The sequence below is a fragment of the Streptomyces antioxidans genome (assembly GCF_000968685.2).
Lineage (GTDB): Bacteria > Actinomycetota > Actinomycetes > Streptomycetales > Streptomycetaceae > Streptomyces > Streptomyces antioxidans.
The window spans coordinates 1-25,083 of sequence record NZ_LAKD02000091.1; the positions used below are offsets into that span (position 1 = coordinate 1).

Consider the following 25,083-nt stretch of genomic DNA (forward strand, 5'->3'; position numbering starts at 1 on the left):
GGGGTGGCGCTCGTGTCCGAGTCGTCCGACGTGGTCATGGCCACCCCCGCGGCGGCGAGGACGGCGACGGGCAGCAGACGGGCGATCAGGGTGAGCGGCAGAGAACGCACGGCGGTCTCTCTTCGTTCGGATGCCGGTGTGGGGCGGGGGCGGAACAGCGGTGGGGCGGGGGCGGAACGGCGGTGGTGCAGTGGTGAAGGATGTGGCGCGGTGGGGAACGACCCTGCCATATCGAGCGGCCCTCGAACAGCCCGGGGGGTGACCCAGGGGGGCACCCGGGAACCGCTGTGCCGATGGGGTGAATTGCCCGCATCCTCACATTATCTCCACAATCGGAGGGTTATCTACGACGGGTGACGTTCCCTCATCCGTCAGCCGCGGCCGATGTACGGCATGGCCGTCGCCATGACCGTCGCGAACTGCACATTCGCCTCCAGGGGCAGCGACGCCATATGCCGCACCGTCCGTGCCACGTCCGCGACGTCCATCACGGGCTCGGCCACCACCTCCCCGCTCGCCTGTGGCACCCCGGCGGACATCCGCTCGGTCATCTCGGTCGCCGCGTTGCCGATGTCGATCTGCCCGCAGGCGATGCCGTACCGGCGCCCGTCCAGCGACAGCGACTTGGTGAGCCCGGTGACGGCGTGCTTGGTGGCCGTGTACGCCACGCTGTCCGGCCTGGGCACATGCGCCGACAGCGAGCCGTTGTTGATGATCCGTCCGCCCCGGGGCTCCTGGTCCCGCATCAGCCGGAACGCCCCCTGTGCGCACAGGAACGCCCCCGTGAGGTTGGTGTCCACGACCGACCGCCAGTCCTGGTAGGCCAGCTCCTCCAGCGGTACGCCGGGCGGGCCGAAGCTGCCCGCGTTGTTGAACAGCAGATCCAGCCGTCCGAACCGCTCCCGCACCGCCGCGAAGAGCGCGTCCACCCGCCCCGGGTCGGCCACATCCGTCGGCACCACCGGGGCCTGGGAGCCGCCACCGGCCAGCCGCGCCGTCTCGGCCAGGGCCTCCTCGCGGCGCCCCGCAAGCGCCACCGACCAGCCCGACTCAAGGAGTTCGAGCGCCACGGCCCGGCCGACCCCGGAGCCCGCGCCCGTCACCACCGCCACCTTCGACACCACCGACACACGACCGTCGCTCATGGCGCCGCAGCGTACGCCACGTCAGTTCGCCGTGCCGAGACGTCGATTCGCGGTAAAGATCCCTTCCGGCAACGGACCTCACCGAGCGGTCATATCAATGTCGTGTGCACGCAAACGCCCGGCCGTCCCCCGACACTCCAATTCCCCTGACGCCACGCGCAGGCACGCGCAGGCACGCGCAGGAATGCCGCGCGCCAGGGACGCCACGAGCCAGGGGAGAGCACATGGCACACGACTCGCACCAGCGCGCCATACGAGCCGCGGCCGCACAGCTGGGACGCCGCCGCTTCCTCACCGTGACGGGGGCCGCCGCCGCGCTCGCCTTCACCACCAACCTGCCCAGCGCCCACGCCGCGCAGGCGACGCCGCACGCGCTCGCCGACAACCCCTTCACCCTCGGCGTGGCCTCCGGCGACCCGCTGCCCGGCGCCGTCGTGCTGTGGACCAGGCTGGCGCCCCGCCCCTATGAGCCGGGCAACGGGCTGCCGGAAACGGGCACCGTGAAGGTCGAGTGGGAGATCGCCCGCGACGAGAGGTTCCAGCGCGTCGCCCGCCGGGGAACCACCACCGCGCACGCCGAGTTCAACTACACCGTGCACGTGGACGCCACGGGGCTCGAACCGGGCCGCGTCTACTGGTACCGCTTCAGGGCCGGGAGCTGGACCAGCCCGGTCGGCCGCACCCGCACCACCCCCGCCCAGGGAGCCGAGGTCCAGGAGGTCCGCTTCGGCCTGGTGTCCTGCCAGGCATACCACGACGGCTACTTCACCGCCTACCGCCACCTGGCGCAGGAGGACCTGGACGCCGTCTTCCACGTGGGCGACTACCAGTACGAGTACGCGGTCAGCGCCGCGGGCGGCGCCCGCGGCTACACCGACCGCACCCTCCCCGCCCACTTCAACACCGAGACCATGACGCTCGGGGACTACCGGCTGCGCTACGCGCTCTACAAGTCCGACGAGGACCTCCAGGCCGCCCACGCCGCCTTCCCCTGGTACGTCACCTGGGACGACCACGAGACCGAGAACAACTACGCGGGCGACATCGACGAGAACGGCAGCCCCTCGGACGAGTTCCTGGTCCGCCGGGCCGCCGCCTACCGCGCGTACTGGGAGAACATGCCGCTGCGGATGCCCCAGCGGCCGAGCGGCGCCGACATGCGGCTCTACCGCCGCTTCCACTACGGCGAGCTGGCCCAGTTCGACATCCTCGACACTCGCCAGTACCGCTCCAACCAGGCGTACGGCGACGGCTGGCAGTACCCGGGGCCGGAGTCCGGGGACCCCTCGCGCACCCTCACCGGCGCCGCCCAGGAGCGCTGGCTGCTCGACGGCTTCCAGCGCTCCACCGCCACCTGGAACGTGCTGCCGCAGCAGGTCACCTTCTCCCAGCGGAAGAACACCACGGCCGCGCGCTCCAAGCTCTCCATGGACTCCTGGGACGGCTACCCCGCCTCCCGGGAGCGGATCCTGGCCGGTGTCGAGAAGGCGGGCCTGGCCAACTTCGTCGTCCTGACCGGCGATGTCCATGTGCACTACGCCTTCGACATCAAGAAGGACTTCGACGACCCGGGCTCCCGGACCCTGGGCGTGGAGTTCGTCGGCACCTCCGTCAGCAGCGGCCAGGACGGCGCCGACAAGCCCGACAACTGGGGCACGTACATGGCCGCCAACCCGCATATGAAGTTCTACAACGGCCGGCGCGGCTATGTGACGGTCTCACTGGACGAGGAGCGGGCACGGGCCGACTACAAGACGGTCTCCGCGGTCACGACCCAGGGCGCGCCGCTCACCACGGCGGCGTCGTTCGTCAGCGAGGCCGGGAACCCCGGCCTGAAGCAGGTCTGACGGCGGGGCGGGCCCGGCGCGCACGTCTGAAGCGGGCGGGCCCGGCGCGCATGCCCGAGCCGGGCGGGCCCGGCGCGCACGCCCTAGCCGGGCCCGCCCGCTCATCCCTCGCCCTCGCCCTCGCCCGCGGCCGTTGCTGTTGCTGTTGCTGTTGCCGCCGCCACACCCGCGTCCTCGCCCGGATACCGCACCCCCAGCCGCTCCCGCGCCGCGTCCAGCGTCCGCATCACCGCCAGCGTGCCGTCCAGCGGCACCAGCGGGGACTCCGTCTCGCCCGCGCGCAGCGCCCGCATCACCTCGGCCGCCTCCCGCTGGTAGCCGCTCATCCCGTCCACCGCCGTGATCTCCTCCGGATCCCGGCCCGGCCGGTGCAGCACAAAGCGCTCCGGGTGGAAGAAGCCGCGCGGGAACTCGATCCGCCCCGCCGTGCCCGTCACCGCCGCCGTCAGCGGCGTATCGGCGGTGATCGAGCAGGAGAGCAGTGCCACCGCCCCGCTGTTCCAGCCCAGCGCCAGGCCCGTGTTCACATCCACGCCCTCGGGGGAGAGCCGCCCCACCGCCCGCACCTCGTCCGGCTCACCGAGCACCAGCTGGGCCAAGGAGACCGGATAGACGCCGAGGTCCAGCAGGGCGCCGCCGCCCAGCGCCGGATCGCGCAGCCGGTGGTCCGGTTCGAACGGGCCGGGCAGCCCGAAGTCCGCGTGGACCGCCCGCACCTCACCGATCGCACCGTCGTGGATCAGCTCGGTCATCCGGCGTACCACCGGATCGCAGTACGTCCACATCGCCTCCATCAGGAAGCGGCCCCGGGCCCGGGCGAGGCCCACCAGCTCCCCGGCCTCGCGGACATTGAGCGTGAACGGCTTCTCGCACAGCACCGCACGCCCCGCCTCCAGACACAGCCCGGCCGAGGCCCGATGGGCCGAGTGCGGGGTGGCGACATAGATCACATCGATGTCGTCATCGGCGGCCAGCTCCTTCCAGCCGCCGTAGGCGCGGGGTATCCCGAACCGCTCCGCGAACCGCTTCGCCGACTCAGGCCGGCGCGAGCCGACCGCGATGACCTGCGCGTCCGTCATCTCCAGCAGATCCGTGACGAACGAGGCGGCGATCCCGCCGGTCGCCAGAATCCCCCACCGCACGGTGTCCGAACCGCTCGTCCCGGCCATTCCGGCCCCCTTTCCCCCTGTCCCCAGAGGTTCGAGTCCCTTCGAATCGCTGAGAGCATAGGAACGTCTCAACGACTCATGGAAGGTACGCATGCAGCAGCCCGGCCAACCGGCCGCCGCTCCCACCCGGGCCGACCTGCCCGGAACCCCGTCCCCCGAAGCCTCCCGCGCCTCCGCTGCCGCCCCTCCCGGGCTCACCGCGCAGCGCCGTACGAGCCTCCTCGTCACCCTGATACTCGGCGGGCTCACCGCCCTCCCGGCGCTGTCCATGGACATGTACCTCCCGGCCCTGCCGGAGGTCACCGACGCGCTCCACAGCTCGGCCGCCACCGCCCAGCTCACCCTCACCGCCTGCCTGATGGGCATGGCGCTCGGGCAGCTCGTCGTCGGCCCGATGAGCGACCGCTGGGGGCGCCGCCGTCCGCTGCTCATCGGCATGGTGGTCTACGTCATCGCCACCGCCGTCTGCGCCCTGGCCCCCACCGCCGGGCTGCTCATCGGCTTCCGGCTGCTCCAGGGGCTCGCGGGCTCGGCCGGGATCGTGATCGCCCGCGCCGTCGTCCGGGACCTCTACGACGGCGTCGCGATGGCCCGGTTCTTCTCCACCCTGATGCTGATCTCCGGCGTGGCGCCCATCGCGGCCCCGCTCATCGGCGGCCAGATCCTCCGCTTCACCGACTGGCGCGGGGTGTTCGTGGTGCTCACCGTGATCGGCGCGCTGCTCACCCTCGTGGTCTGGCGGCGGCTGGGCGAGACGCTGCCGCCAGAGCGGCGCCATGAGGGCGGGCTCGGCCAGGCCCTGCGCACCATGCGCGGGCTGCTCGCCGACCGCGTCTTCACCGGCTATGTGCTCGCGGGCGGCTTCGCCTTCGCGGCGCTCTTCGCCTATGTCTCCGGTTCGTCCTTCGTCGTCCAGGAGATCTACGGCGCCTCGCCGCAGACCTTCAGCCTGCTCTTCGGGCTGAACTCGATCGGTCTCGTGGCCACCGGTCAGCTCAACGGCCGGGTGCTGGTGGGCCGGGTCAGCATGGACAGGGTGCTGGCCGTGGGGCTGGTCGTGATCACCGTCGCGGCGGGCACGCTGCTCGTGCTGGCCTCCGGGGTGTTCGGGAAGGCCGGTCTGGTCCCGGTGGCGGGGAGCCTGTTCGTGCTGATGTCCGCGATGGGCCTGGCCATGCCGAACACCAACGCCCAGGCCCTGAACCGCACCCCGCACGCCGCCGGTTCCGCCTCCGCGCTGCTCGGCACCTCCACCTTCCTGCTGGGCGCGGTCGCCTCCCCGCTGGTGGGGATCGCGGGCGAGACCACGGCGGTGCCGATGGCCGTCGTCCAGCTGGTCTGCGCGCTCGCGGCGATGGCCTGCTTCATGGGACTCTGCCGTCCGTGGCAGCGACGTACGAATCGACGCGTGACCGTGGTCTGACCCGGCTCCTGGAGACCGTGAGGGCGCTTCCCGAGGGGGAGCGCCCTTGGTGCGCCGGGGTGGCGCTGGCCGCCGGGACCGCCTCCGGCCCGCTGGCCGAGGAGTGCTCCGGCTGGGCGGTGCGCTACGCGGCGTACGACGAGCGGACCGACCGGGGCGTGGAGCTGCCGCGCGAGCGGTGGGTGCCGGTGCGCTCCGACACCGTCTTCGACCTCGCCTCGCTCACCAAGCTGTGCACCACGATCGTGGCGCTGCGGGCCGTCGAGCGCGGGCTGATCGCGCTGGACGGGCCGGTGGCCGGGTACGCCCCGGAGTGCACGGCCGCCGCCGAGCACGGCATCACGGTACGGCAGCTGCTCACCCACACCTCCGGGCTGATCCCCGAACTGCCGCTGTACGAGTACGGGGAGGACGGCCGGGAGCGGGCGCTGGCCCGGCTCGCGGCCGAGCCCCCGGCCACCCCGCCCGGCACCGCCCGCCGCTACTCCGATCTCAACTTCCTGCTGCTCCAGCGCGTCCTGGAGCGGTCGGCCGGGCAGCCGCTCGACCGGCTCGTCCGGGAGGCGGTCACCGGCCCGCTGGGCATGGCGGACACCCGCTTCAACCCGCCCGCCTCCTGGCGGCCCAGGACCGCGGCCACCGAGGACCAGCGGCGGCCCTGGGGCAAGCTGGACCGGGAGATGCTGCGGGGCGTGGTGCACGACGAGAACGCCTGGGCGCTGGGCGGGGTCGCGGGACACGCCGGACTCTTCTCCACGGCCGCAGACCTCGCCGCCCTGTGCCGTGCCCTGCTGACCGGCGGCGGACCCGTACTGTCGCCGGAGTCCACCGAACTGATGCTGACCGCACCGGGCCTTGGCTTCGAGGTCGACCAGCCGTGGTTCATGGGCGAGCTGGCGGGCCGGGGCGCCGCGGGGCACACCGGCTTCACCGGCACCAGCCTGGTGGTGGACCGGGCCCGCGGGGCCTATCTGGTACTCCTCGCCACGACCGTGCATCCACGCCGCCGCCCAGGCGACAGCACCCCCCGTGCCGAGGCGGCCACGGCACTGGCCCGCGCCCTGCGCTGACCCGGCCGCACCGAGCAGCGGATGTCCCGCCCGCAGCGGGCCGTTCCCCTCCCCGCCCCTTCCCACGGCCTCGATATGCGGCTCCGCCGCCTGGTGGGGCTCCGCCCCAGACCCCGGGTCCAGTGGCGGAGCCGCACATCGAGACGGCACCGCGGAGCGCTCAGCCGGGCGGTCTCTCCTCGGGGGGCCAGGTGTCGCCCCAGGCGACATCTCGGGCTGCCCGGTACAGCGGTCCCTGGCGCTTGGTCACCGTGGTGCGGGCCAGCCCCTCCTCGGGGGTGCACAGGTCCAGCAGTACCTGGCCCTTGCGGATCTGGGGACGGCGCACCACCCGCGCCCCGGCGGGCGGGGCGTCGAAGCGCACGGCCGCGACATAGCTGAACTTCTCGTCCTCGTACGGCAGCGAACCGCCCTTGACCCGCCGGTGGAGGGAGGAGCGGCGGACCCGGGTGGCGAAGTGGCACCAGTCGGTGCCGGGCTCGATCGGGCAGGGCGCGCCGTGCGGGCAGGGGGCGACGATCCGCAGCCCCGCCGCCAGCAGCCGGTCCCTGGCCTCGCGGATCCGCAGATAGCCGTCCGGGGTGCCCGGTTCGACCAGCACCACGGCCCGCGCCGTGCGCGCCGCCTCGGCCACGACGGCGCGCTGGTCGGCCTCGGTCAGCTCGCCCAGCACATAGCTGGCGGTGACCAGGTCCGTTCCGTCCGGCAGCGCAAGGCCGTCGCCGATGGCCCGGCGCTGCCAGCCGGCGGTGCGCAGCGCCTCGGAGGGCGCCCGCCGGGCCAGCTCGCGGCCGAGGGCCAGCGCGGGCTCGGCCCAGTCCAGGACCGTGGTGGTGTGCCCGGCCCGCGGCCAGGCGGCGGCCACCGCCCAACTGGCCGCGCCCGTACCGCCGCCGATGTCGACATGCGCCGCCGGGGCCCAGCCGGGCGTACGGGCGCGGAAGGCGTCGAGGGCCGCGCGCACGGCCTCGAAGGTCGCGGGCATCCGGTACGCGGCGTACGCGGCGACGTCGGATCGGTCGCGCAGCACGGGCGCGTCGGTCGGGGTACGCCCCCGGTAGTGGCCGATCAGCCGGTCGACCGCCTGGGCCGCCCGGCGGGGCGGCAGACCGTCGAGGAGCCCGGCGAGCGCGGTGTGCGGCGTCTCATCGGCGGGGGCGTCGGCAGGTGCGGCGTCGGCGGCGTGCATCCGGGAAATCCTACCGGCGGGAGCCGGACCGGTGGTCGGTCCTGCTCGGCTCGCCGGCGGCGGCTGGCGTTCAGCTTCCGTTGAGGGCCTGTGGCAGCCGTGAGGGTGTGGAGATCAGCCGTCCCGGTGCGTCGGTGATGATGCCCTCGCAGCCCAGCCGCAGCATCCGGTCCCGCTGCGCCGGGGTGTCCACGGTGTGCGCCCACACCCGCGGTATCCCGGAGGTGACGGCCCGCCGTACGTCCGCGTCGCGCGCCCGGTAGTCCACGTCCAGCAGATCGACCACTCCGCGCCAGTCGCGCGGGGTGTCGGTGCGCATCTGCCGGGCGGACCGCCACAGCTGCGTCAGCAGCCCCCTGCGGTGGGCCTCGCGGGCCACCTCGGGGCGGTTGCTGTTGACGTAGACGGAGCGGACCAGCCCCCGGTCGCGGATCAGCTTCGCCAGCCGCGGCAGGCTCTCCGGGTCCTTGGCCTCCACCATCAAGGTGGTCCGGCCGCCGAACCGGTCCAGCACCTCGGCGACGGTCGGCGGCCGCTCGGGCCGCCAGGCGCCGCGCAGGGAGCGGGCGGGGCGTAGCCGGACGCCCCGCCACTGGGCGGCGGTGAGGGCCCGTACGGGCCCGGTGCGGTCGGTGGTGCGGTCCAGCGTGGCGTCGTGCATCACCACGAGCGTGCCGTCCGCCAGCATGCGGCTGTCGAAGTCCAGTACCTGGGTGTCATGCCTGCTGAAGGCGCTGGCCAGCCCGGACATGCTGTTCTCCGGCACTTCCAGGGCGCCGCCGCGGTGCGCGGTGTAGACGATGGCGGGCCTGCGGGACGACGGCGTCGTGAGCACGGGCTGGAGGGCGAGGCGCGCCGGTTCGGGGGCCGGGGGTATGAGGCGTCGTACGGAAGGACGAGCGGTGGGGTGGGCCGCGACGGCCGCCGGTATGGAGAGGCCGAGCACCACGACGGCGGTCAGAAAGCGCCTGCTGATCATAAACGGAACGCTAGGGGCGTGACATCCGTCATGTCCTGATATCGACACCCGGTCGGGGTGCTCTCACCACCCCGGATGCGGACACCGGCCACTTCCGGAGCAGGATGGTGGCAGCATTGATCGGGTACTGGCGGCACCGCCGGTACCGGCGGTGAAGCGAGGCGGTAGATGGAACGCAAGGGCAGGTTCTCCCAGTGGCTGCGTCGGCCGAGGAGCGGGGCGGGCGGCGACCAGGACACGGGGGCGGGCGCCGGGGGCGCCCGCGAGGACCTGCTCATGGCCGCCGCGGCGGCCGGATTCCCGCTGGCACCGGCCGCGCACCCGTCCGGCTACGGCTGTTCCTGTGACCGCATCGGCTGTCCCACCCCGGCCCGCCACCCCGTCTCGTTCGCCTGGCAGACCCAGGCGACGACGGACCCGGACCGGGTCGCGCAGTGGCTGCGCGCCGATCCGCGGGCCAACTTCATCACCGCCACCGGCATCGTCCACGATGTGCTCGACGTGCCCGTGGACGCGGGGCGGCTGGCCCTGGAGCGGCTGGGCGCGGCCGAGGTCGAGGTCGGGCCGGTGGCCACCAGCAGTGGCGATCTCCAGCAGGCCCGGATGCTCTTCTTCACGGCCACGCGGGGCACGCCCGACGACGAGGACGAGTGGTGGCCGTGCGAGCTTGACTGCCATCCGGAGACGATGGACGAGCATCCGGGGCTGCGGTGGCACTGCCGGGGGAGCTATGTGCTGGTGCCGCCCGCGAGGGTGGCGGGGGACGGGCGCGTGGGGTGGGTGCTGGGGCCCGAGCGGCCGCTGCCGGATCCCCTGACGCTGCTGGAGACGCTCACGGACGCGTGTGCCCGCTTCGCGGGCGAGGAGCAGGATCAGGCCGCGGCTTGGCCCATGGGGCGGTAGTCCGGGTAGCCCTTCTTAGGTCCGTCGCCGGGTGCGGGCCGGTGGGTGGGTTGTGCCCACCCGTTCCGCACCTCGGACCGAAGGGCCGCACCCTACCTAGTCGCCCCTCGCCGCGGTGACGCCCTCCAGGCGGTTGAGGAAGACCACCTTCGGGTCCGCCGCGTCCTTCGCGGGAACCCGTACCGCCGACTCCGCGATCCTCGTCAGCGTCACCGCCCGCTTCGCCTCTCCCGTCATCAGCGCCTTGATCTGCGGATCCGGGTTGGGCCTGAACCCCTTCGCCATAGTCTGCTTCTGCCGGTGGTGCGAGGTGAAGAACACGATCGCCCCGCCGTCCGAGGTGCGCAGCCCCACCGGGGCGTCCTGCGCGCCCTGCGCCGGGCTGTCGATGTACTCCGTCCAGAACTTCGGCGTGCGCAGGTACTTCTTCCGGGTGTCCCGCAGCGCCGACGTGGACTGGCCGTCGGCGAAGACCGAACCCTTGCCCGTCATCAGGTAGTCGGCGTACTTCGCGCTCAGCCGGTCCGGCCGGACGGCCAGCTTCGGGGCCGGTCCCGCGGCCCGGACCGGCTTGGCCCAGCCGTCCCCGTCGGTCGCGAAGTCCGGCACCTCGTCCTGGCTGAGGATGGACAGATACGCCGCCTTCCACGGCTCATCGGCACCGCCACGGGTGAAGACGAACAGCCAGCGGTTGTCATCGCGGTTGCTGTCGGTGTCCGCGACGAAGAACTTCGGCCAGCCCACCTGCTTGGGGATGCGGTAGGTGACGTCGGACAGCTCCAGCGACGGGTACGTGGGGTTGCCGTCGGGCGAACTCGCGTGCTGGGCCTTGAGGTCGGCCGTGGTGATGGCCTCCAGCGGGCCCGTCTCCACCTGGCTCGCCACCGCCGGATCCAGCTCCCGGTACGCCTTGTTGTACGTATCGGTGAACCGCTCGAGCGCCTTGGGCGCCTCAGCCTTGTCCACCGACGGAATGTTCTCCCGCTCCCCGTGCACCGTCATGCACCCCGTGAGCGTCATCCCCAGCGTCAGTACCACCGCTGCGGTCGGAACGGCCAGCTGCCGACGGGGCGACCTGCGTGTCATGGGGCTCCGGCTCCCGATCCGTGGGGGCTGCTGTGGACGGCGACACCCTACCGGGGCGGAGGAACAGCGCGAGCGTGGGGACCAGGTAGAGCGTCCACATCCACACCTGGAGCCAGGTCGGGTCCGGCTGGAAGTTGAAGACGCCCTTGAGCAGCGTGCCGTACCAGGAGTCCGGCGCGACGGTGGAGCTGATGTCGAACGCCAGCGAGTGCAGTCCGGGCAGCCAGTCGGCCTCCTGGAGGTCGTGGAAGCCGTACGCGAGCACCCCCGCCGCCACCACGACCAGCATCGCCCCGGTCCAGGTGAAGAACTTCGCCAGGTTGATCCGCAGCGCGCCCCGGTAGAACAGCCAGCCCAGCACCACCGCGGTGAGCAGGCCGAGGACCACGCCGATCAGCGGGTCCGCCGTGCCGTCGTTGCTCGCCCGCACCGCCGTCCACACGAACAGCGCGGTCTCCAGGCCCTCCCGGCCGACCGCCAGGAAGGCCGTGGCCACCAGCGCCCCGGTGCCCACCGCGAGCGCCGCGTCCAGCTTGCTGTGCAGCTCGGCTTTCAGATGGCGGGCGGTGCGCCGCATCCAGAACACCATCCAGGTCACCAGGCCCACCGACACGATCGACAGCGAGCCGCCCAGCGCCTCCTGGGCCTCGAAGGTCAGCTCCTGCGAGCCGAACTCCAGCGCCGCGCCGAAGGACATGCTCAGGATGACCGCGGCGGCCACGCCGAGCCACACCGGGCGCAGCGCCTCGCGGCGCCCGGTCTTGACCAGATAGGCGACCAGGATGCAGACCACCAGGCTGGCTTCGAGCCCTTCGCGCAAACCGATCAGGTAATTGCCGAACACGAGGGTCGCCCGCCTTTCAGGGATCCGGTAGGAGTCGGTCAGTTGGAGGTTCGGTCAGTCGGTCAGTCGGTCAGGAGAACAGCGTCCTGCCCCACCAGTCGTCCGCGTCCCGGACGCCCGGCGGGATGGCGAAGAGCGCCGAACCCACGTGCTGGATGTACTCGTTGAGCGCGTCGGTGCGCGCCAGCCGCCGCTGTACGGGCACGAAACCGTCCCGTACGTCGTGCTGGTAGGCGAGGAAGAACAGCCCCGCGTCCAGCCGCCCCAGACCGTCCGTGCCATCGGTGAAGGAATAGCCGCGGCGCAGGATCCGGGCCCCGCCGTTGGAGTCCGGATGCGCCAGCCGGACGTGCGCGTCCGGCAGCATCGCCCTGAGGTTGGGCTCGTCGTGCTCGCGCTGTCTGCCCTGCGGTGCGCCCTCGCCCTTGTCCCGGCCGAAGACGTCCTCCTGCTCCTTGAGCGACGTACGGTCCCAGGTCTCGATGTGCATCCGGATGCGGCGCGCCACCAGGTACGAGCCGCCCGCCAGCCACGCCGGTCCGGCCCTCTCGCTCACCCACACGTGCTTGTCCAGGGCGGCGGTGTCGGTGCCCGCGATGTTCCGGGTGCCGTCCTTGAAACCCATCATGTTGCGCGGGGTCTGTGCGTCCGGCGTGGTCGAGGACGTCTTGCCGAAGCCCAGCTGTGACCAGCGGATGGCCACCTTCCCCATGCCGATGCGGGCCAGGTTGCGGATGGCGTGCACGGCCACCTGCGGATCGTCCGCACACGCCTGTACGCACAGATCGCCATCGCTGCGCGCCGGGTCGAGGTTGTCGCCGGGGAAGGCGGGCAGGTCGATCAGCGCCTCGGGGCGGCGGCCCGCGACGCCGAAGCGGTCCTTGCCCTTCCTGTCGGTGAAGAGCGTGGGTCCGAAGCCGATGGTGAGGGTGAGCCGGGACGACTTGAGGCCCAGCGCCTCGCCGGTGTCGTCCGGCGGGGCCTCCGCCAGATCGCTCACCGCGCCGCCGCCGACCGCGTGCCCCTGGGTCATCCGGGCCGCCGCCTTGGTCCACTCCTTCAGCAGCGCGATCAGCTCGGCGCGGTCGCCGGTGGTGACGTCGAACGCCGCGAAGTGCAGCCGGTCCTGCACCGCGGTGGCGATCCCCGACTGGTGCGCCCCGTGGAAGGGCACCGCGGCGCCGCTGTCCGCGACCGTACGGGTGTCGTCGGCGCCGCCGCCCAGCGCGGCCGCCGCGCCCCCGGCGGCCGCGGCGCCGAGCGCGAGCCCGGCCCCACCCCAGCCGATCAGCGCCCGGCGCGAGGGGGCCGTGCCGCTCTCGTCGATCGGCGCGTCAGGACCGGTGTGCGTCGCCATGCCCGGACCCTCACTTGGTGACGACGGCGGCGGCGAGCCGGGACAGCGGTTCGGCGAGCGCGTTGACCGCGTCGGACAGCTTCTTGCGCCGGGACTCCGAGACGGTGTCGTACGACACGAAGCCCTCGCCCTCGCGGTACTGGTCCAACAGCTTCGCGACGGCCGCGAACTGCTTGTCGAGCTCCTTGGCCAGCTCCGGGTCGTTCTTCGCCGCCACCGGCTTGAGCAGCTTGTACGAGGTCTCGGCGCCCTCGACGTTGGCTTTGAAGTCCACCAGGTCGGTGTGGCTGTAGCGCTCCTCCTCGCCGGTGACCTTGCCGGTCTGCACCTCGTCCAGCAGCTCCTTGGCGCCGTTGGCCATGCCGGTGGGGGTGATGTCGGCGGTACCGACGCGCTTCTGCCAGTCCTTCAGGTCCTTGATGAGCCGGTCGGCGAGGTCATGGTCGGCCGCGGTGATCTTCTTGGTCTGCCACAGCGACTTCTCCAGCCGGTGCCAGCCGGTCCACTTCTGACCCTTCTCCAGACCGTCCGCGCGCACATCGACCTTGGGGTCGATATCGCCGAAGGACTCGGCGACCGGCTCGGTGCGCTCCCAGCCGACACGCGAGGGGGCGTAGAGCTCCTTGGCGCCCTTGAGGTCGTCCTTCTTGACCGCGTCGGCGAACTTCTGGACCGCGGGCAGGGTGTCATCGGCCTGCTTCTGGGCGTACGTCCGGTACGCGGCCACCGCCTCGTCCAGCCGCGGATCGCGCTTGGGCAGCTTGCCCTTGCCGGTGGCCGACACCTTCTGGCGGATGCCGTGGCCCTTCATCCCCGGCTTGCAGGCGATCTCGTACGAACCGGCCTTGACCTCGGCGTTGATGGAGGTGCGGGTGCCGGGGCCGATGTTCTCCCGCTCGGTGACGATCCGGTCGCCCGGGGCGTAGACATACACCTCGGTGACCTTGGAGCCCTTGTTCTCCACCGCGAGCTTCACATGCCCGGCGGGGAAGGAGGTCTTGGAGACCTCGCACGCGCTGTCGGACGCGGTGACCTGGATGGCGTCCGAGCCCTTGGCGTCGGACTTCTGGGCGCATCCGGCGACGGCGGTGATCGTCGTCAGCGCCGATATGGCGGCGACGACGGAGGTGCGAGCGGCTCGCATACGGGCTCCAGAAAAGGCATCGAATAAGGCTGGCCTAACTTAACTGAGGCTTGCCTATGTGGATTCTGTGTAAGGTCAAGATGTGCCCTGAGAGGGGCAAAGGTTTGGTCATGGCGGTCGATGTAAGGCGGTTCGCGGCCCGCAAAAGTGACTCACGCCTCTCATGCGCGTGACGCTTCCGTGGGCTCTTCCGGCGGACGCGGCTCGTCCGGTGTCGCCGCCCGGTCGCGCAGCGGCAGCACGATCCGCTCCCCGGTGCGCGGATGGGGGATCACCTCCACCGGCTGCCGGTAGACCCGGGACAGCAGCGCGGCGTCGAACACCCCGGAGGGCGGCCCCTCCGCCGCGATCCGGCCCTCGTGCAGCACGGCGGCCCGGTCCGCGTACGCGGCGGCCAGCGACAGGTCGTGCAGGACGGCCACCACCGCGTCCCCCGCCGCGGCCCGCTCCCGGCACACCCTCAGGACCAGCTCCTGGTGGCGCAGATCGAGGGCCGCGGTCGGCTCGTCGAGCAGCAGCAGCCCGGTGCGCTGGGCGAGGACCCGGGCGAGCGCCACCCGGGCCCGCTCGCCGCCGGAGAGCGCGGAGAACGGCCGTTCGGCGAACTCCGCGACCTCGGTCCGGGCCATCGCGTCCGCCACGGCCGCCTCGTCCTCGTCCTCGGCGGCCGTACCCGCCCACGGTGCCCGGCCCATCCGTACGACGTCCCGGACCGTGAACGGGAAGGCGAGGGCGGCCGCCTGGGGCAGCACGGCCCGGCGCAGCGCCAGCTCGCCCGGCGTCCACGCGCCCACCGGCCGCCCGTCGAGGCGGACCGTGCCGGACGCGGCGGGCAGATCGGCGGCGAGGGCCGCCAGCAGCGTGGACTTCCCCGCGCCGTTCGGCCCCACGAGCGCGAGCACCTCCCCGGCCCGAACGACCAGCCCGGCCCCGGCCAACACGGTACGACCCCCCAACCGCACCGCGACCCCTTCCGCCTGAACCACGACGGCCCCGAGGGGCGCGGGCACGGGGAGCCGCCGGGTGCGGGTGGGGAAGAGCCGGCGGGTGCGGGTGGCGAACGTCCGCCGGGCGGGGGTGGGGGCCAGCCGCTCATCGCCTGCGGGGGCCAACCGGCGCGCGTGGGTGGGGAACAGCCGCCGGGCGCAGGCGGCGAACAGCTGCTGGGTGCGGTTGGCGAACGTCCGCCGAGCGCGGGCGGAGACCAACCGTCGTGCGCGCGTGGCGAGCATCCGTCGTGCACGGGTGGCGAGCATCCGTCGTGCACGGGTGGCGAGCATCCGTCGTGCACGGGTGGCGAGCATCCGTCGTGCGCGCGTGGCGAGCATCCGTCGTGCGCGCGTGGCGAGCATCCGCCGTGCACGGGTGGGGAGCAACTGCCGTGTGCGGGTGGTGAACGGCTGACGAGCGCGGGCGGGGGCTAGCGGCCCATCACCCGCGGGGGCCAACCGGTACGCGCGGGTGGGGAACAGCCGCCGGGTGCGGGCGGGGAAGAGTCGCCGGGTGCGGTTGGCGAACGGCTGACGTGGGGTCCTTATGGTGGTCATGCCCAGCCTCCCCGCCCGCGGCGGGTCCGGCGCAGCAGCCAGAAGAAGAACGGGCTGCCGACCAGGGCCGTCAGCACCCCGAGTGGCAACTCGGCGGGCTGGGCGGCCGTACGGGCCGCGAGGTCGGCCGCGAGCAGTACCAGCGCACCGGTGAGCGCGCTGGCGGGGACGAGGAAGCGATGCCCCGGACCGGCCGCCATCCGCAGCAGATGCGGCACCAGCAGCCCGACGAAGGTGATGACCCCCGCGACGGCGACCGCGGCGGCCGTGAGCAGCGCGACGACCAGGATCAGCGCCCTGCGCAACCGCTCGACGTCCACGCCCAGATGGCGCGCCGGGCGCTCGCCCAGCGCGAGCAGATCCAGGGCGCGGGCGTACAGCGGCGCGACGGCCAGGCCCGCGACCGCGCACGGCAGCACCGCCAGCACCTTGGGCCAGGTGGCCTGGGCCAGCGAACCCAGCTGCCAGAAGGTGATCTCGGTGATCCGGGCGTTGTCGGCGCGGAAGACGGCGAGCCCGATGAGCGCGCCCGCGAAGGCGTTGACCGCGATCCCGGTGAGGATGAGCGTCACGACTTCCGTACGGCCGCCGGACCGTGACAGCGCGTAGACGACGAACGCGGTGAGCAGCCCGCCGAGGAAGGCGCACACGGTCACCGTCCAGTTGCCGAAGACGTCCAGACCCAGGGCGATCGAGCCGACCGCGCCGACGGCGGCGCCCGAGGAGATGCCCACGACCCCCGGCTCGGCGAGCGGATTGCCGAACACCCCCTGCGTCAGCGCCCCCGCGCACCCCAGCGAGGCCCCGACGAGAAGCGCGAGGACGACGCGCGGCAGCCGTACGTTCCACAGCACGCTCTCCCCGACCCGGTCCAACTCGGCGCCACCGAGACCGGTGCGGTGGAGAAGCGAGCCGAGCAGCGCCCGAGGCGGTATCTCATACGCCCCGATGGACGCGGCGAGCAGGGCAAGCACGACGAGGGCGGCGACGAGAGCACCCGTAAGGAGCGCGGCCCGCCCACGAGGCCCAAGGGCTCCACCCGGGACCCCAAGGGCCTGGCTCCCGGATGTCGGGGGCTGGGGCGGAGCCCCAGTTTCGGGAAGGGGCGGGGAGGGGAACAGCCCGCCGCAGGCGCCACGATCCACCGGGCGGCGGCCCCCCTTGGCCGTCATCGGCCCGTACGGTGAAGCTGCCGCACCAGTGACGCCAGCACCCGATCAGTACGCGGTCCATAGCTGAGCAGCACACCGTCGTCGACCGCCACCACGCGCCGGTCCATACCGGCCGGAGTCTCCGCGACCCCCGGCACCTTCAGCAGCCCGTCCACACCGCCCACCGACTCAAGCCCCTTCGTCATGACGAGGATCGCGTCCGGCGCCGCCTTGGCAAGGGCCTCACTGGTGATGGCGGTGAAGTCCTTGGTCAGTCCGGACTCCTTGCCCGCGTCCACCGCCCCCGCGGCCTCCAGCAGCGAACTCGCCCCGGAGTCCCGGCCGCCGAGGAGATAGACCGAGGCGCTGCCGCGGAGGTACAGGAAGGCCACGCGCGGCCGGTGGTCCGCGGCGGGGATGTCCTTGCGCACGGCCTCGATGCGGCGGTCGGTGCGCTCGCGCAGCTCCGCACCCGCCGTACGCACGCCAAGTGCGGTGGCCACCGCGTCGATACGGGTGCCGATGTCGGACAGCCGCTTCGGCGGGTCGAGCACCACCAGCGGAATCCCGGCGTCCCGTATCTGGCCGATGGCCTCGGCCGGACCCGTGGTGGTCTCCGCGAGCACCACGCTGGGCTTCAGGGAGAGCACGCTCTCGGCGGAGACATCGTGGGCCCGGGTGACCACGGGCAACTTGGCCGCCTGCGCGAACGTGGCGGTGATGTCGCGGGCGACGACGTTCCGGCCCAGCCCCAGGGTGAAGACGATCTCGGAGAGCGACCCGGTGAGGGGCACGATCCGGTCGGCGTCCCGCACGGTCACCCGGTGGCCGTCGGCGGACCTGACGGTGGCGGGGAGGCGCGGCGTCGGCGTGGTGCGCAGGGGCTCGACCCGGTCCGCTGCCGCCGCGGCCGTACGCGGCGAACCGGCGTCCCTACCGCTTTCACCGCCTCCGCCCCCGGCGCCCCCGCCGCACCCGGTGAGCGCCAGCAGCGCGAGCAGCGGGAGAAGGGCGCCGAGTGGCCGCCTGGCGAGGCGTGGTGCATGGGGTCTGCCGGGCAGAGGCCCGGCCGCCGACTGCGGTTGATCCACGTTCAGCCCTTCCACGTTGGTCGCGCTGTTCCTACCTGACGGCGCATAGCTTAGGTTAGCCTTGCCTTGCTTCACTAGAGGGGGGAGGGGCCTCTGATGCTGCCGTTGGGACCAGCAGAGTCGTCACGGCCGGTCCGTAAGTCCACCGTGCTCACCGCGACGACCGCCACCGCCGTGCTCACGCTCTGTGCCACGCTGCTGAGCGGCCCCGCCGCACAGGGGGCGAACCGTACGGCCGCGTACGCACGTACGGCCGCGGACGCACACACGGTCGCCGACGGTCGTACGGTCGCGGGCGGGCGCCTGGACTGGGGCATCAAGTCCTCGTTCCAGAGCTATGTCACCGGACCCATCGCAAAGGGGAGCTGGAACCTGCGGGACGGGGCGGCCACGGTCGGCAGCGACCAGTTCCGCTTCCACTCCGCCACCGGCTCCTACGACCCGGCCGACGGCGCCTTCGAGGCGGCGTTCTCCGGCGGGGTGCGCTTCCTCGGCCACCGCAAGCCGGACGGCTCGTACCAACTGGACCTCACCATCGGCCACCCCACCGTCCGGATCCCCGCCGGAGGCCGCGGCGCCACCCTCTACGCCGATATGACCGGCAAGGCCAAGGGCACCGGCAAGGTCACCAGCGCCCGGCAGGTGCCGCTGGCCACCCTCGACCTCGGCGGGGTGACCATGCGCGGCGGCGGATCGCCGGTGGTGCTCAACCACCTTCCGGCGAAGCTCACTTCGGAGGGCGCCAAGGCGTTCGCGGGGTACTACACGGCGGGTACGGAGCTGGACCCGGTGAGCCTGTCGGTGGACGCGCCCGCGCGGAAGGCGCCGAAGCCGGGTGCCGAGCCGACCCATGGCGCCAGCGCTGACCCTGGGAAGGACCGGCCACGGGGCGCCTTCACCACGGCCGCCGTCGACTGGGGGGTGCGCCGCACCTTCCGCGAGTACGTCACCGGCCCGGTGGCCAAGGGGAAGTGGCGGCTGTCGGACGGGGCGCAGGACGGCGGCGCGCTCTTCCGCTTCCCCGGCGGCAAGGGGACGTACGACGAGCGGCGGAACACCCTCCGCGCCACCTTCCAGGGCCGTATCGGCTTCCGGGGCAAGGATCTCGACCTCGCGCTGAGCGGGGTGTCCGTACGCATCGCGGACGGGCGCGGCACGCTGGCGGCGGATGTGACCCGCGACGGCTCCACGGCCGGGGACGTGCCGCTGGCCACCTTCAAGGCCGCCCAACTGCGCGCCCAGAAGGGCCTGATCGCGGTGACAGAATCCCCAGCCACGCTGACCACCCGGGGCGCCGAGGTGTTCGGTGGGCTCTACCGGGCGGGCACGGCCATGGACCCGGTCTCGCTCGCGGTAGCCCTCGACGCCAAGGCATCCCTTCCGCCCCTGCCCGACCTGGGCGACTCCCCGTCCGCCACCGCCGAACGGCCCACCGGCGCGAAGGCCGGGCGCACCGCCTCGCCCGCGGCGGCCTCCTCGTCGTCGGGCTCGTCGGGCTCCTCCGCCGCGCCATGGGCGGCGGCCGGGGCGGGCGGCGTGCTGCTGATCGCCGCGGCCGTCCTCGTACCGCGGTGGCGCCGCCGCCGGGCGGTGACCGCGCCACGGAACTGACCCCAGGCCACGCCACGGGCCCCCGGCCGTCGGGGGCGACGCCACAGGGCTGCCCTCCGGCCGCCGGGCGGCGACCGCGCCCACGGGGCTGACCCCCGGCCACCGGACGGCGACCCCGCCACCGGCCTGAACCACTCATCCACCCCTGTCACTACTGATTCGTCGCTCCTCAACTGGACTTCCGACCGGGAGGCACCCGCCCATGACCGTCACACCGACCACCACCTCCGCGCCCCGCCCCCGCAGACCCGCCGCCCGCGGCGCCCTGGCGCTCGCCACGGCCGTCGCCGCCGCGGCCGCGCTCGGGGGCGCCGTCACCGTCCTGCCCGCCCACGCCGCCGCGGCGGCGCCCGGTCTCGAGCTCAAGGACGGCACCCTGGAGTGGGGTGTGAAGGAGGGGTTCCGGAACTACGTCACCGGCCCGATAGCCCACGGCACGATCGAGGTCGCGGACGGCGCCCGACAGGCCCCCGACAACGGCCCGTTCACCTTCACCGACGGCACGGGCACGTACGACACCTCGAGCCACGCCGTGGACACCACCTTCAAGGGCACGGTGCGCTTCACCGGCCACGCCGGGGCGCTCGACCTCACCCTCGCCGACCTTAAGGTGCGCACGGAGGGCGCCTCGGGCGAGATCACCGCCGATGTCACCTCGTCCGGCACCACCAGCGACGACGTCGTGCTCGTCACCCTCGATCTGTCCGGGGTGACGCCGGGCACCGGCGAGGGCGGCCGGATGACCTTCGCGGACATCCCGACGGAGCTCACGGCCGACGGCGCCAAGGCGTTCAACGACATGTACCAGGAGGGGCAGCAGCTGGACCCGGCGACGCTCGCGGTCACCCCGGGCGCCGCCACCCCGACCGCGACGCCCACCCCGACGGACTCGCCCTCGGCCACTCCGACGACCCCGACGACCCCGGCTCCCACCCACACCACGGCGGGGCCCGCGAACACGCCCACCGAGTCCTCCGGCGCGGCGCCCGGGGTCGTGGACGGCAACCTCGACTGGGGGGTGAAGAAGTCCTTCCGGGACTACGTCACCGGCCCGATCGCCAAGGGGAAGATCACCCTCAGCGGCGGCGCGGCCGACCACGGGGACGGCTATCGCTTCCCGAACGGCGAGGGCGCCTATGACGCGGACGAGGGCTCGCTGGACGCGGCGTTCGACGGCGCGGTGCGCTTCACCGGCCATGAGGGCGCGCTGGACCTGAGGTTCAGCGATCTGAGCATCGAGGTCGAGGGCGCCAAGGGCGCGTTGGTGGCCGATGTGTCCTCGAAGGACCGGGAGACGGGCAAGGTCACCGAGAGCGACGACGTCACGGTGGCCGATCTCGCGACGGGCTCCGGCCTCCCCGACCCGAAGGGTGGGGTCATCACCCTTACGGATCTCCCGGCCGCGCTGACGGCCGACGGAGCCGAGGCCTTCGGCGGCTTCTACACGGCGGGCGACGCCCTCGATCCGGTCACGGTGGCCGTCTCCCTCGACGAGGACGCCGAACTGCCCGGCGGCAACACCGGCGGCTCCGGCGGAAGCGGCGACACGGGCGGTACGGACACCGGAGGCACCACCACCGGCGGCGGGTCCGTCACCGGCGGGTCCACCACGGGCGGCACCGGCTCCCTGGCCAGCACCGGCGCGGACATCCCCACCGGGGCAATGCTGGGCGGCGCCGGAGCCATGGCCGTGGCCGGTACGGCGGCCCTCCTCGCCACCGCCCGCCGCCGCCTCAACGCGATCGACACCCCGACACCCGGCGGGTCCTGACCAACCCGCCCCACCGGCCGCCCGCGCTCACCGACTCCTCCTGCCCGGTGGGCGCGGGCTTGTGGGCTGGGCCGCTAGGGCCGTGGCCCGGTACGGGGGAGGGCAACGCAGGTCGCGGCCCGGCCCCACTCGTCTTCGTGGAAGCGATCCATCCAGCTCACCAACAGAGCGCGGGCGCCGCTACCGTGAGCCCCCGCACCGGCGGTCCCACCGTCCGGGCTGGATCCCCTGCGCATCCTCCCTGGAGTCCCCCATGTCCACCGACCTCTTCGGCGTCCGCGTCCTCGATCTTGACCACGAGCAGCGGCGCGTGTGCTTTCGGGTCTTCGTCGTCTACTACGAGCCCTCCTGGGGCACCGGCGAGCTGTTGCCCGACGACCCCACCTTCTTCTTCCGGGTGCTGTGGGAGGCCGCGGAGAACTCCACCCCGCGCCGCGATGGTTCGCTGGCGGACGTCGTCACCCTCGATGAGTTCCTGGACGAGGAATGGGTGGAGAGCAACACCCACCGCTTCGTCGCGGGCATCGAGAGGGTGGCCGCGCGGAACCACCCCGTCAGCGATGAGGCCTTCGAGCGGCTGCCGATGTTCTCCCACGAGCGCGACGGTGGCTGGCAGGACGAGGAGCGGCTTGCCCAGGGCGACTACCTCGTCCAGGTCACCGATGCCCGCTGGATGGAGTCGCTGCGCGTCGGCCAGAGCTGGGGCACCACCAGCTATGCCGCTAACTCGTAGCGCCCACCGGAACGCCCGCGCTCACCGGCCCCTCCTGCCCGCTCAGTCACTTCGCTCAGGCGCTGAGCCGGAACTCCTCGGCCAGCTCCCGGAAGATCCCCGCGTTCAGCGCGTACGCGCGCTTGCACTCCTCCACCACGCGCTGCTTCTCCAGGTCGTCCAGCGGCAGCGCGTCCAGCAGCGCGCGGTACTCCCGCTTGAACGCGGCGGGGTTGCCGATCGACTCGAAGACGTAGAACCGCACCCCGTCGCCCTTACGGTCGAAGCCCCAGGTCTTCTCCGCCGTGTCCCGGACGATCTGGCCGCCGGACAGATCGCCCATGTAGCGGGTGTAGTGGTGGGCCACATAGCCCGCGGGCCAGTCGCGGGCGCACTCCGCGATCCGCGCCGCGTACGCCGCCGTGGCGGGCAGCGCGGTGAGGCCGGTGCGCCAGTCCGGGCCGCCGAGGTGGGCCAGATCGCGCTCCAGCTCGGCCAGGCGGGCCAGCTCCGGCCGGAGGAACGGGCCCGCCACGGGGTCGGCCGCGAGCGCGCCGGCCGCGGGCCCGGACTCCAGGGCGCGGTAGACGAACCACAGCTGCTCCGAATAGCGGCGGTAGGCCGCCACTCCCAGCCGCCCGCCGAGCAGGTCGGTCATGAACGACGAGCTCCCGACGTCCGAGTGCGCTTCCCGTGAGGCGGTGCGGATCAGGGCGGAGAACTCCACGGTGGACCTCCGGGGGCCGAGGTGTGTAGGTTAGCCTTACCTAAGTAGAGACCGTCGTCTACGTCAATGCTTTCCCGACAAGCTGTCGGTAAAACGGCCGACGAAAAATCGCCCCCGGCACAAGACACCTCAGAACACCTCAGAACCCCGCGGACCCCTACGGCAGGGTGAGGATCTCCGCCCCGGTCTCCGTCACCACCAGCGTGTGCTCGAACTGCGCCGTCCGCTTGCGGTCCTTGGTGACCACGGTCCAGCCGTCCTCCCACATGTCGTAGTCATGGGTGCCGAGCGTCAGCATCGGCTCGATGGTGAAGGTCATCCCCGGCTTGATCTCGGTGGTGTGGTGCGGGCTGTCGTAGTGCGGCACGATCAGGCCGGAGTGGAACGAGGTGTTGACCCCGTGGCCGGTGAAGTCGCGCACCACGCCGTAGTCGAAGCGCTTGGCGTACGACTCGATGACCCGGCCGATGATGTTGATCCGGCGGCCCGGCTTGACGGCCTTGATCGCACGGTTGAGGGACTCACGGGTGCGCTCGACGAGCAGCCGCGACTCCTCGTCCACCTCGCCGCACAGGTAGGTGGCGTTGTTGTCCCCGTGCACCCCGCCGATGAAGGCGGTGACGTCGAGGTTCACGATGTCGCCGTCGCGCAGGACGGTGGTGTCGGGGATGCCGTGGCAGATGACCTCGTTGACCGAGCTGCACAGCGACTTGGGGAACCCGCGGTAGCCCAGCGTCGAGGGGTATGCGCCGTGGTCGCACATGTACTCATGGGCCACCCGGTCCAGCTCGTCCGTGGTGACCCCAGGTGCGATCAGCTTGGCGGCCTCCTCCATCGCCCGTGCGGCGATCCGCCCGGCGATCCGCATGCGCTCGATCGTTTCGGCGTCCTGGACCTCGGGCCCGTCGTAAGGAGTGGGGCCGCTCTTGCCGACGTACTCCGGACGCGGGATCGAGGCGGGGACGGTGCGGGTGGGGGAGAGCTTCCCCGGGACTAGAAGCGACTGGCCAGACATATCAGCGAGTGTATCGGCGGTGCATGGGGCAGCATGGCCGCAAGGGAGTACGAGCGGAAGGTCGGGGCCGGGATGGCGCTGTTCAGGAGAGGTACCGCCGGGAAGCCCGGCGAGTGGTACTACTGCATCGAGCACCAGAAGGTCGAGGAGGGCCCGGAGTGCCGCGCCGCCGACCGCCTCGGCCCGTACGCCTCCCCGGAGGAGGCGGCCCGCGCGGTGGAGACGGTGCGCGAGCGCGACGCGGAGTGGCGGAACGATCCGCGCTGGCGCGACGACAAGCCCCAAGGCGGCGACGCCTAGCTTCTGCCGGTGACGCCTAGTCTCCGGCGGTGACGCCTAGCCGCCTCCCGGCGCGCCGTTCCAGACGTTGGACTGCCATCCGGCCGCCGCCATGGCCAGCCCCCAGCGGGCGCACACCAGCCCCCAAACCGGCCTCACCAATGCGCGGGCGGCGGCGCGGCCAGGTGTTCGGCCAGGCGGGCCAGGCGGTCCTGGAAGCGGCGGCGGCCCGGGCGGGGCGGGCTGTTTTCGCCGGTGGCCGCGCTGACCAGGTGTTGGAGGGTGTCGAGGTCGAGTTCGCCGTCCTCGGGGGCGGAGAGCGCGTCATGGGCCAGGGCGTGCAGCTCGGCGTCGCCGCCGTCGAGGGCGAGCACGGTCGCCCCGGACCGGCGGGCGCCGTTCACCCGCTCCAGCAGCCCGGCCCCGGGGTCGCCGGGTGCGACCACCAGCAGGGTCTCGCCGCGGCCCGCCCGCTCCAGCCGCCCGAGGCCGACCGCGAGGTGCGCGGGGACGGCGCCGCCCTCGGGCACCTGGTGGCGGACGAGGGTGGGGGACAGCTCGGGCAGCCCGGACCAGGCCGCCTCGTCGTCGAGGTGGGCGGCCAGGTGCCACGGTTCATAAGCCTCGCTGCCGACCAGCAGCAGTCCGCCCGCGCGCGGTCCGACCGAGGCCCGTAGCGAGCCCGCGAAGCGGCGGGTGGCCTGGAGCCATTCCGTTCCGGCGAGGACTTCGCGCAGCAGCGCGACCCTTACGGCGTCCATGGCATCCGGATCCTGCCCCGGTCCGCGCCCCGGCGGGGGCGATTCGGGTCCGGCTCACCCGTTCGGGGCATATGCGCTGGGCATGCCGTCGACCCGTTGCGCGCCCGGCGCCCCCGCGCCCCCTCCGTGTCCCCCTGCGCGTGCCCCTCCGTGTCTCCAAGTGTTCATGCCCCGTCCCTTGACGCTCTGTGAGGCAAACCCTAAGGTCGCCGCACACAAGGGACGTCCTACGTCCTATTTATGACGTGGCACTCGATTGCGA

The 25,083-nt window shown here is 72.8% G+C and carries 22 protein-coding genes; 8 read left to right on the forward strand and 14 right to left on the reverse strand.

The genetic code is table 11. The annotated features are described in order from the left end of the window. Positions 1–371 precede the first annotated feature (371 nt). On the reverse strand, positions 372–1,145 hold the full coding sequence (locus VT50_RS28580; RefSeq protein WP_046090447.1) for an SDR family oxidoreductase: 774 nt from the start codon (positions 1,143–1,145) through the stop codon (positions 372–374). Positions 1,146–1,369: 224 nt separating this feature from the next. Between VT50_RS28580 and VT50_RS28585 the strand changes: the two genes are divergently transcribed. Beyond that, positions 1,370–2,992, forward strand: a complete 1,623-nt coding sequence (locus VT50_RS28585; RefSeq protein ID WP_046090446.1) for an alkaline phosphatase D family protein — start codon at positions 1,370–1,372, stop codon at positions 2,990–2,992. A gap of 101 nt (positions 2,993–3,093) precedes the next feature. Here the strand turns inward: VT50_RS28585 and VT50_RS28590 are convergent, their stop codons facing one another. Further along, entirely contained in the window at positions 3,094–4,161 is a 1,068-nt protein-coding gene (locus VT50_RS28590) for a Gfo/Idh/MocA family protein (RefSeq protein WP_046090445.1), read from the reverse strand. Between the two features lie 91 nt (positions 4,162–4,252). Between VT50_RS28590 and VT50_RS28595 the strand changes: the two genes are divergently transcribed. Both VT50_RS28595 and VT50_RS28600 read left to right on the forward strand, forming a co-directional pair. Continuing rightward, positions 4,253–5,584 carry a multidrug effflux MFS transporter gene (locus VT50_RS28595; protein ID WP_046090444.1) on the forward strand — a complete coding sequence of 444 codons (1,332 nt, stop codon included), beginning with the start codon at positions 4,253–4,255 and terminating at the stop codon, positions 5,582–5,584. Further along, positions 5,545–6,654, forward strand: coding sequence for a serine hydrolase domain-containing protein (locus VT50_RS28600; RefSeq protein ID WP_420822235.1), 1,110 nt, complete (start codon positions 5,545–5,547; stop codon positions 6,652–6,654). Before VT50_RS28595 ends, VT50_RS28600 begins: the two co-directional genes overlap by 40 nt. A 160-nt stretch (positions 6,655–6,814) precedes the next feature. Here the strand turns inward: VT50_RS28600 and VT50_RS28605 are convergent, their stop codons facing one another. Next, on the reverse strand, positions 6,815–7,843 hold the full coding sequence (locus VT50_RS28605; RefSeq protein WP_046090442.1) for a small ribosomal subunit Rsm22 family protein: 1,029 nt from the start codon (positions 7,841–7,843) through the stop codon (positions 6,815–6,817). A gap of 70 nt (positions 7,844–7,913) precedes the next feature. Continuing rightward, on the reverse strand, positions 7,914–8,822 hold the full coding sequence (locus VT50_RS28610) for a glycerophosphodiester phosphodiesterase (RefSeq protein ID WP_079343919.1): 909 nt from the start codon (positions 8,820–8,822) through the stop codon (positions 7,914–7,916). A 168-nt stretch (positions 8,823–8,990) separates the two neighbouring features. On the opposite strand from VT50_RS28610, the gene VT50_RS28615 reads away from it, so the two are divergent. Continuing rightward, positions 8,991–9,725, forward strand: a complete 735-nt coding sequence (locus VT50_RS28615; RefSeq protein WP_046091031.1) for a bifunctional DNA primase/polymerase — start codon at positions 8,991–8,993, stop codon at positions 9,723–9,725. 96 nt (positions 9,726–9,821) lie between these two features. Here the strand turns inward: VT50_RS28615 and VT50_RS28620 are convergent, their stop codons facing one another. The 7 genes from VT50_RS28620 to VT50_RS28650 all read right to left on the reverse strand — a co-directional run bounded on the left by VT50_RS28620 (position 9,822) and on the right by VT50_RS28650 (position 17,915). Then, positions 9,822–10,745 (reverse strand): SCO2278 family lipoprotein, encoded by a 924-nt coding sequence (locus tag VT50_RS28620; RefSeq protein WP_476714581.1) that lies wholly within the window; start codon positions 10,743–10,745, stop codon positions 9,822–9,824. After that, on the reverse strand, positions 10,678–11,655 hold the full coding sequence (gene efeU, locus VT50_RS28625) for an iron uptake transporter permease EfeU (protein WP_046084478.1): 978 nt from the start codon (positions 11,653–11,655) through the stop codon (positions 10,678–10,680). Before efeU ends, VT50_RS28620 begins: the two co-directional genes overlap by 68 nt. 70 nt (positions 11,656–11,725) lie before the next feature. Next, positions 11,726–13,012, reverse strand: coding sequence for an iron uptake transporter deferrochelatase/peroxidase subunit (gene efeB, locus VT50_RS28630; protein ID WP_046084477.1), 1,287 nt, complete (start codon positions 13,010–13,012; stop codon positions 11,726–11,728). Positions 13,013–13,022: 10 nt separating this feature from the next. After that, complete coding sequence (gene efeO / locus VT50_RS28635) at positions 13,023–14,156, reverse strand: iron uptake system protein EfeO (protein WP_046084476.1); 1,134 nt, start codon at positions 14,154–14,156, stop codon at positions 13,023–13,025. Between the two features lie 161 nt (positions 14,157–14,317). Continuing rightward, on the reverse strand, positions 14,318–15,166 hold the full coding sequence (locus VT50_RS28640) for a heme ABC transporter ATP-binding protein (RefSeq protein WP_240529348.1): 849 nt from the start codon (positions 15,164–15,166) through the stop codon (positions 14,318–14,320). Between the two features lie 533 nt (positions 15,167–15,699). Further along, on the reverse strand, positions 15,700–16,824 hold the full coding sequence (locus VT50_RS28645) for a FecCD family ABC transporter permease (protein WP_046084486.1): 1,125 nt from the start codon (positions 16,822–16,824) through the stop codon (positions 15,700–15,702). Positions 16,825–16,871: 47 nt separating this feature from the next. Next, positions 16,872–17,915: a heme/hemin ABC transporter substrate-binding protein gene (locus VT50_RS28650; RefSeq protein ID WP_046084485.1), complete on the reverse strand. Its 1,044-nt coding sequence runs from the start codon at positions 17,913–17,915 to the stop codon at positions 16,872–16,874. Positions 17,916–18,041: 126 nt separating this feature from the next. Here VT50_RS28650 and VT50_RS28655 point away from each other — a divergent pair, with 126 nt between their 5' ends. The 3 genes from VT50_RS28655 to VT50_RS28665 all read left to right on the forward strand — a co-directional run bounded on the left by VT50_RS28655 (position 18,042) and on the right by VT50_RS28665 (position 22,060). After that, positions 18,042–19,556: an HtaA domain-containing protein gene (locus VT50_RS28655; protein WP_078840556.1), complete on the forward strand. Its 1,515-nt coding sequence runs from the start codon at positions 18,042–18,044 to the stop codon at positions 19,554–19,556. A gap of 202 nt (positions 19,557–19,758) precedes the next feature. Then, the gene (locus VT50_RS28660) at positions 19,759–21,327 is read left to right on the forward strand and encodes an HtaA domain-containing protein (protein WP_046084475.1); all 1,569 of its coding nucleotides are present in this window, start codon (positions 19,759–19,761) and stop codon (positions 21,325–21,327) included. A gap of 253 nt (positions 21,328–21,580) precedes the next feature. After that, positions 21,581–22,060: a hypothetical protein gene (locus VT50_RS28665; protein ID WP_046084474.1), complete on the forward strand. Its 480-nt coding sequence runs from the start codon at positions 21,581–21,583 to the stop codon at positions 22,058–22,060. Between the two features lie 55 nt (positions 22,061–22,115). Here the strand turns inward: VT50_RS28665 and VT50_RS28670 are convergent, their stop codons facing one another. Continuing rightward, positions 22,116–22,766, reverse strand: a complete 651-nt coding sequence (locus tag VT50_RS28670; protein WP_046084473.1) for a biliverdin-producing heme oxygenase — start codon at positions 22,764–22,766, stop codon at positions 22,116–22,118. 157 nt (positions 22,767–22,923) lie between these two features. Continuing rightward, the gene (gene map / locus VT50_RS28675) at positions 22,924–23,781 is read right to left on the reverse strand and encodes a type I methionyl aminopeptidase (protein WP_046084472.1); all 858 of its coding nucleotides are present in this window, start codon (positions 23,779–23,781) and stop codon (positions 22,924–22,926) included. Positions 23,782–23,853: 72 nt separating this feature from the next. On the opposite strand from map, the gene VT50_RS28680 reads away from it, so the two are divergent. Further along, positions 23,854–24,081: a hypothetical protein gene (locus tag VT50_RS28680; protein ID WP_046084483.1), complete on the forward strand. Its 228-nt coding sequence runs from the start codon at positions 23,854–23,856 to the stop codon at positions 24,079–24,081. 134 nt (positions 24,082–24,215) lie between these two features. Here the strand turns inward: VT50_RS28680 and VT50_RS28685 are convergent, their stop codons facing one another. Next, complete coding sequence (locus VT50_RS28685) at positions 24,216–24,821, reverse strand: hypothetical protein (protein WP_046084471.1); 606 nt, start codon at positions 24,819–24,821, stop codon at positions 24,216–24,218. Positions 24,822–25,083 lie beyond the last annotated feature (262 nt).

Coding starts and splice junctions, on each gene's coding strand:
- VT50_RS28590 (WP_046090445.1), bottom strand. CDS start 4,161: ATGGCCGGGACGAGCGGTTCGGACACCGTGCGGTGGGGGATTCTGGCG.
- VT50_RS28665 (WP_046084474.1), top strand. CDS start 21,581: ATGTCCACCGACCTCTTCGGCGTCCGCGTCCTCGATCTTGACCACGAG.
- VT50_RS28605 (WP_046090442.1), bottom strand. CDS start 7,843: ATGCACGCCGCCGACGCCGCACCTGCCGACGCCCCCGCCGATGAGACG.
- VT50_RS28585 (WP_046090446.1), top strand. CDS start 1,370: ATGGCACACGACTCGCACCAGCGCGCCATACGAGCCGCGGCCGCACAG.
- VT50_RS28620 (WP_476714581.1), bottom strand. CDS start 10,745: ATGACGCTCACGGGGTGCATGACGGTGCACGGGGAGCGGGAGAACATT.
- VT50_RS28660 (WP_046084475.1), top strand. CDS start 19,759: ATGACCGTCACACCGACCACCACCTCCGCGCCCCGCCCCCGCAGACCC.
- VT50_RS28680 (WP_046084483.1), top strand. CDS start 23,854: ATGGCGCTGTTCAGGAGAGGTACCGCCGGGAAGCCCGGCGAGTGGTAC.
- efeO (WP_046084476.1), bottom strand. CDS start 14,156: ATGCGAGCCGCTCGCACCTCCGTCGTCGCCGCCATATCGGCGCTGACG.
- VT50_RS28580 (WP_046090447.1), bottom strand. CDS start 1,145: ATGAGCGACGGTCGTGTGTCGGTGGTGTCGAAGGTGGCGGTGGTGACG.
- VT50_RS28610 (WP_079343919.1), bottom strand. CDS start 8,822: ATGATCAGCAGGCGCTTTCTGACCGCCGTCGTGGTGCTCGGCCTCTCC.
- VT50_RS28655 (WP_078840556.1), top strand. CDS start 18,042: ATGCTGCCGTTGGGACCAGCAGAGTCGTCACGGCCGGTCCGTAAGTCC.
- VT50_RS28685 (WP_046084471.1), bottom strand. CDS start 24,821: ATGGACGCCGTAAGGGTCGCGCTGCTGCGCGAAGTCCTCGCCGGAACG.
- VT50_RS28595 (WP_046090444.1), top strand. CDS start 4,253: ATGCAGCAGCCCGGCCAACCGGCCGCCGCTCCCACCCGGGCCGACCTG.
- map (WP_046084472.1), bottom strand. CDS start 23,781: ATGTCTGGCCAGTCGCTTCTAGTCCCGGGGAAGCTCTCCCCCACCCGC.
- efeB (WP_046084477.1), bottom strand. CDS start 13,012: ATGGCGACGCACACCGGTCCTGACGCGCCGATCGACGAGAGCGGCACG.
- VT50_RS28615 (WP_046091031.1), top strand. CDS start 8,991: ATGGAACGCAAGGGCAGGTTCTCCCAGTGGCTGCGTCGGCCGAGGAGC.